This window comes from Shewanella sp. 10N.286.51.B2, assembly GCF_041469265.1.
Classification (GTDB): domain Bacteria; phylum Pseudomonadota; class Gammaproteobacteria; order Enterobacterales; family Shewanellaceae; genus Shewanella.
The window spans coordinates 83,087-89,396 of the sequence record NZ_JBFRKH010000064.1 but is presented as its reverse complement, the minus strand read 5'-3'; the positions used below and the strand labels follow the sequence as shown (position 1 = coordinate 89,396).

General features: G+C 36.8%; 5 protein-coding genes. 3 read left to right on the top strand and 2 right to left on the bottom strand.

All coding sequences use genetic code 11. The features are described 5' to 3' along the window. The first annotated feature begins 664 nt into the window (after positions 1–664). A complete protein-coding gene (locus tag AB4140_RS16820; RefSeq protein WP_372001852.1) occupies positions 665–1,054 on the top strand; it encodes a hypothetical protein in 390 nt (129 codons plus the stop codon). Between the two features lie 552 nt (positions 1,055–1,606). On the opposite strand, the gene AB4140_RS16815 is transcribed toward AB4140_RS16820, so the two are convergent. Then, the gene (locus AB4140_RS16815; RefSeq protein WP_372001851.1) at positions 1,607–2,503 is read right to left on the bottom strand and encodes a hypothetical protein; all 897 of its coding nucleotides are present in this window, start codon (positions 2,501–2,503) and stop codon (positions 1,607–1,609) included. A 777-nt stretch (positions 2,504–3,280) separates the two neighbouring features. Between AB4140_RS16815 and AB4140_RS16810 the strand changes: the two genes are divergently transcribed. Together AB4140_RS16810 and AB4140_RS16805 are read left to right on the top strand one after the other, a co-directional pair. Next, positions 3,281–3,490: a hypothetical protein gene (locus AB4140_RS16810; RefSeq protein WP_372001849.1), complete on the top strand. Its 210-nt coding sequence runs from the start codon at positions 3,281–3,283 to the stop codon at positions 3,488–3,490. Between the two features lie 491 nt (positions 3,491–3,981). Beyond that, positions 3,982–4,188, top strand: a complete 207-nt coding sequence (locus tag AB4140_RS16805; RefSeq protein WP_372001847.1) for a hypothetical protein — start codon at positions 3,982–3,984, stop codon at positions 4,186–4,188. 400 nt (positions 4,189–4,588) lie between these two features. Here AB4140_RS16805 and AB4140_RS16800 read toward each other — a convergent pair whose 3' ends face one another. Continuing rightward, positions 4,589–6,256 carry a recombinase family protein gene (locus AB4140_RS16800; RefSeq protein ID WP_372001845.1) on the bottom strand — a complete coding sequence of 556 codons (1,668 nt, stop codon included), beginning with the start codon at positions 6,254–6,256 and terminating at the stop codon, positions 4,589–4,591. Positions 6,257–6,310 lie beyond the last annotated feature (54 nt).

The window sequence follows — 6,310 nt, the reverse complement described above, 5'->3', positions numbered from 1 at the left end:
AATGAGTACCTTAGAACCCAGAATGGCAAGGTGACTATTTTTGTAAAGGATTTCAGGTTAAAAAGACCATAAATATTTGCTTAAACCCCTTATGTTTACAAAACGGTATTTTTTTGTAATGAATTTTTAATAACCTAAACAAGCTAAAGCTTATCAAACCTCAGCCCTAACTCACTCACTAGGTTAATTTTTTTGGTGGATATAAGTGAATTTTGTACAGAAAAAAGATTTAAGTAATGTCGTTCAAATCCCTGCACTTCAGGCTAATAGGTACCAAGCCTTCGTTAGGTATATTAATAGAGAGTCTCATTCCTTAGGTCAAAATATCTCTGATTTTAAATGATTTAATTATGCAGATTTCAAAGAAGCATTTAGATTACTCTTTCTAGATGCTGGTTATCCTGAGCATTATAGAATTATGTCTAAAATTTGACGAGATAAGTTAGTTTTCATCCTGTGTGAAAACTAACTTAGGTTTTGTGTCGGTCATAATTTAGGCAGAGTAGCCAGCCAAATTTTTCCAAATATTTCATTAATCATCTCCTTCCATTTAGTGAATAATATTCTAGTATCCAGAACTGAACTAACCCAAGAATGCACGACATTCCATAATTCTCCCATTGAGCACCTAGTTATTAGCGAGGACAATAACTAGGAGTCAATTATGGACCAATCTCAAGTATTTCGTTTATACCCTAAATCTAGCAACCGTATCACTGAAAACTATTCTCTATTACTACTGGCAAATGTTGACAGTGATAATGGAACTGCAAAATTATGGTTTGAACGGTACATTTATCTACATTTAGATAAAGAAGGACACATGCTTGGCATCAGTATTAGTGAATCGCTCTTATATAAGCACGCCGATTTAGGCGCTCAATACTTAACAGGAGTGGATATGATAAAAATATTACTAATGTATAAAGATGAGATTACTGCCTTTTGTGAGATGTACAGCCTTGAGTTTCAGACAATGTTCGGCTTATGCCCTACAGATTATTTTGAATTCGCAGCGCCACTTTGGGTAGAATACGTTAATGCATTAAATTAATGTCATTAGCAACCAACTAGCGAACCTGTAAAGGTTCGCTTTTTTAGGGGGAAGAATTCTAAAAATATCAAAATAGACTATAAATCTTCCTCCTTTTAAGGCATGAGGAGTATTGCACACGACTTAAACGACTAACCATAAAATCACGTCAACAAAAATCATGCTCATTGCATGATTATTTACTTCACCTACCAAAATTATCCATAGTTGTTTGTATGTATATATAAGGCCCTACAACTACAGTAAAAAAGCCATAAAAACTAAAAACGCCTCGTCTCGAAGCCTAGTTATTGTTAGCTCACATGCGGAAATCAGAGAACATATCGGTATAAGAGCTATATCGTTATAAAATTTTTTCAACTAAAAATGTTTTAAATATTTGGGGTGTTAGGACCGCAACAATAACGGGAAAAAGGCATAGCGCCTTTTTTTCCGTTTAGGCGCCAAAGTAAAATGGCGTAGGTGACCATTGTATTGTGGTTTAGTGACTTAACACAGATGTGATGCTAGAAGCCTTCGTTTCAAAGGCTCCTGTCGGTGCCCTCTTTAATTTTAATGATAGAAAATCTTATCTAATTCACTGCAAAAAACCGTTCTGTATATCATTCTGCTTTGTAATAAATCGACGTCCGATTCTGTTAGTAATGGCTGGCGGGTCTTTTTATCTACTCGAGTCACCATCTCTTCGAATAGTTGGTTATGCAGTCGCTTAATATCACTGAATATCTGCTGTGATTGCGAGAACAACATCACTTTATCGTAATAGCCATGATTTAAGCCGTATAGCCATTTTAATAGAATGGTTTGCCTTGCCGCCTTGGTCTTAAATGAATGCTCCATTTCAATCGCTGTAATGCTGCCAGACACTTCAAGTACAATGCCATCCACGTTTCTCACATCATGAGACTTAAATAGCCTTTTAAACTCCGGCTCTGTCACCATAGTGTGCCAAAACACATTATCCTCGCCATCCTTACTTTTATTATGCACACCTCGAAGCTGGATATACTGCATCATCAAATCATGCATCACAGTATTTAGATTGACCCTTAATGATGCGTTCTCGCCTGAGCGAAAATACACTGCCACGGACAGTAATTCTTCAGCGTATTTTGCCCCAGCATAATCGAGTACATAGACGCGATTATCTAAAGACCGATGTGTGATAACCACATTGAGTAATTTCTCCTTGGTGAGCTTGTTCAAATGCTCTAAGGCTTGTCGTTGAGAAATACCATATAGCCAGGCAATAATCGTCGGTGACGTCACCCCAAATCTTGCCACTATTTTGATGGTGAGTTCCCGCCGAGCTTTGCCCGTTTGATTATTGTTAGCGCCGCAGAAATACCGCATAGGAATAAACAGATAAGGCTGAAACTTTTCAGCCTTATCGCCCGCCTCATAAACGCTTATGTTAATCGCATTCTGTAACGCTTGATGTGTGTGCATAGTGATATCCGTATTCTTTGAATTATTGATATCAATAAGTAGTGTCAGGCACTGCAAATTATCACCACATGTCTCGTAATTCATGCCGTTAAACTGATTTATCCCTACCTGGATGAAAATAGCGATGAACATCGCTACCAAGCCAGGCTTTGCCTGATGAGCAATTCACTCATATGCCATGAAGCGCCCGCCCACTCTGATGACTCGTCATCATCGCTGGCTTACGAACTCCGTTCTAGCACTTCAAGACATAAGCCGCGCATGCACCGAGCTACGCTCTGTACTAACCGCATTTCTGCCGCTGTCGATAGAGGGATGTGTGCCACATTTATCCCCTCATACGCCGCTTAGCTTTTCTACCGAAAAGACTTAAGGTTTAGCCATTAATTTGTCCCAAATTAACGCCTGAATTTTGCTAGGGCAAAACTAAAATACGGTTAGTACAGACCAGCTGTACATGCGCGGGCTCCTTTGAACGATGACTTCGTCAACGCCCAAATACGCGCTTTGAAAGCTTGTTATCACAAGCCGTTTTGTCGCAAAAAATCGTGCCGAGTTTTGCTGGTTAACAGCGAATTCTATCGAATAAAAGCCTTGGACTAATGAGGAGTAATTAAATTTTTTGAGCGAAAAAGTGAAGATAATAGAAAAGAAAATAAGCAGGATTTAACAAACTTTTTGTTGCTGAGCGTTGCAGTCAAACAAGTTTGCTTTTTAGCATTTTTTCATTAACTTGTATAGAGAACTAAAAATAAAATCGATGAAAAAGGATAATTCATGACTAAATTAAACTCGGCTCAACCCATTACGAATATCGACGGCACGCCAATGATTTCAGGCTCACAAGTAGATATTAATGGTAACCCATACGGCGTAACCGAAACGACAACGAGCCTCAGTTTTGATGACTCATCCTCATCCTGTGACTCTAGCTTTGAAAGTAGTTTTGATAGCAGTTGTGACTCTAGTTTCGACAATCACTTTTAAGATAGCGGGTTTTAATCATATGACTGAACAACTATTAGCGAGACTAACACCCTATTTTTTCATGTTGATCGTCTCAATCATTTGTGGCTACCTGTATTTCACACTCAATAACGGCATCTACCTTGTGCCGATAGTCGTTATGCATTTGAAATTTCAATGGGGTTTATATGTCTATGATAAGAAATACGATACCCCAACCAGCCCACCAAGCTGTTGGACTAAGTGCCAATACATATTCTTTAAATTTATCTAACCAAAAGGAGTCATGCGATGGAGTTTATCGTACCGCTAGTTTTACTGATTGTTGGCTGTATCATCATACGAAGAATATCATCAAATAGAAAAGGCAATAAAAACAATGATTAAATCACTAAACACTTTAATGAACGAACCTTAAGCTAATTAATTTAAAACAAGGCATAACCCACTATTTAAAGATTAAAATTGATTCGTGAATAATGTTGAGTACTTTAGATACAACATTGAGATTTATGATGAAAAAAATGGATACAACAAGCTCAATTATGAGTGACCAAATAAATACTGAAGACTATCGTCTAGCTATTGTCGATAAAGATGGACAAGTAATATGGCAAGGTCACGTTGTAAAACAAACAATATTTGATGCGATGACTAATCAAGTTATTAGACAATTCTGCAAGCGATTTAACGCTTTTAACAAAGAGGATTTTAGATGAGTACCAGATAACTAATAAATACACATAGGCTACCGAAAACCTATAATAAAGTGATTTTTTTATATGTTAGTCGACAACTCAATTGACTAATTGAGGAGGCACTATAACTATATCAAATCATATAGAATTAGATATGTCTGTAAATCTAAACACCAAACAACAGTTTGATCAAACTGGCAGTCTTGGGCAAGGTCATAATATCTTACTGTTTGGTTACAGACTTAATTAACTCAGTTTACTTGTGCTTTTGATTTCTTATTACTTAAACAAGCATTTCAAGTAAAATTCAGCACCTTTACGGAAATAGTTCAAGAACTACAGCAAGCTAAAAAAATAGACCCTCTACACAGCCCTGTGGAGATAGGTTACGATGTAATGAGCAAAAATTAGTTTTATTAATTCATTCCACTAAATCAACTCCTTTCATCATTTGACCAGTATGTTTATTGAAACGAATAATCCTTTTATTGTCATTATGAAATACAAAAGTCAGATCAAAACTGCTTGCAGTTTTTTCCCCAAGCAATTGATTAAAAACACTTGATAAGCCAGTTTCTTCCTGATTGGAGCTTGTATGGATCTGCATAGTAATACTTTTAAACGTATCTTTCACCAATTGACGAATAGCAAGCCTTTCTTCTCCACCAAGTTCGTTTAAATTGTCAGTTAATTTAAGCCAACGATCTGTAACTTCATCTCGAGATGAATTTGCTATTTTTAGCTGTTTATTTTTATTCTGCTGTATTTTGCTAATAATATCTTTTGATTCAGACTCTAGTTTTCTCATTGCTGGAGCAATGGAATCTGGAGATTTATCCCCAAATTTTGTTAGAACGTCTACTAGATTGTCGATTTTACTTGTAAGTTGAGAAAGTTGAGACTCTAAATTAGATCCTTCTAAGCGAATAGATTCATGGTCAGTGCTATTAAGTAATATTCGCTGCAAATTAACTTTATCTTGGCAAAATTTCACAACTGCATCTTCTACAATCTCGATCTGTAAAGTCGACGTCATAACGCAATTATTATTCCTCCTTGCCTCAACGCAACCGTAACGTTTATGACTACTTGGTACTTGGCTAAGATCCTTCTTTCGATAAATAACATGCGACCCCACTGATTTACCACAGTAACTACACTTAAAAACATCTATACCTGTTAAAATACCGACAAACTTTTGCGAATGTTTAATCGCTCCGCGCTTACTAGAATTGGCAATCAACAGATTAAATTCTTCTTCACTTATCAAGGCCGGATAATAATCTTCAAGTACATAATCAATATCACCAACTTTGACATTCAATTCACCTAGTAGAGAGCGGCGTTTTACTTCCTTATAAACATTAGCGCCAGTATGGTGAACAGTACCTTTGCCGAATTCATCATTTAGCAGTTCAGCTATTTTTAACCCTCCGAGACCTTTAATATAGAGCTCAATTTTACGGATCATGATAGCTTGTTCGAGTGTATCAAGTGTGAATTGTTTTAACTCTTCATCCCAAACACACCATTTAGGAGCCTTACCACATTTTATACGAAAGCCCCTTTTGCCTTCTAACCAATCATTACATTGTTTAGTCAAAGCTGAGCGAACGCGGATTGACTTAGTTTCACTTTCTTCATGTGCACGGATCAAAACAAGGATTATAAAAACTAAATCCATTGAATTTTCTTTAATTGTCCTCTTATTATATTCTTTGCGATCAACAGCTGTGATTACTGTGATATCCGCATTGATAATCTGGGCAATAATACCCTGACTTTCAAGAGGTGCAGCCCTAGAAAGACGATCTAGGCTTTCAATCACCAATATAGAACCCGAAGGCACAAGGCCTTGTTCAACAGCAACTAGAAAAACACCTAGGGCACCTTTTTTAATATTTGCACCATTGTAGGCACTTAACCCCATATCACGCATAGTAAGAGAATCATCAAGCTCCAAGCCTTTTTCTTTAGCAACTTCTTTGGCATAACTCACTTGACGATTAAGAGACTGACCTTTAGCCTGCTCCATAGTTGAGAAGCGTATATAACTGTACAGTAGAGGCTTTGAATGTGTATGGCTCATTATTTTTACCATGATGAAAGAGTTAACACTAGCCTATTACATTACTATAACAAC

What these genes read in the sequence shown, in the direction of transcription:
- AB4140_RS16820 (WP_372001852.1), top strand. Translation starts at nt 665, where the DNA reads ATGGACCAATCTCAAGTATTTCGTTTATACCCTAAATCTAGCAACCGT.
- AB4140_RS16815 (WP_372001851.1), bottom strand. Translation starts at nt 2,503, where the DNA reads ATGCACACACATCAAGCGTTACAGAATGCGATTAACATAAGCGTTTAT.
- AB4140_RS16810 (WP_372001849.1), top strand. Translation starts at nt 3,281, where the DNA reads ATGACTAAATTAAACTCGGCTCAACCCATTACGAATATCGACGGCACG.
- AB4140_RS16805 (WP_372001847.1), top strand. Translation starts at nt 3,982, where the DNA reads ATGATGAAAAAAATGGATACAACAAGCTCAATTATGAGTGACCAAATA.
- AB4140_RS16800 (WP_372001845.1), bottom strand. Translation starts at nt 6,256, where the DNA reads ATGAGCCATACACATTCAAAGCCTCTACTGTACAGTTATATACGCTTC.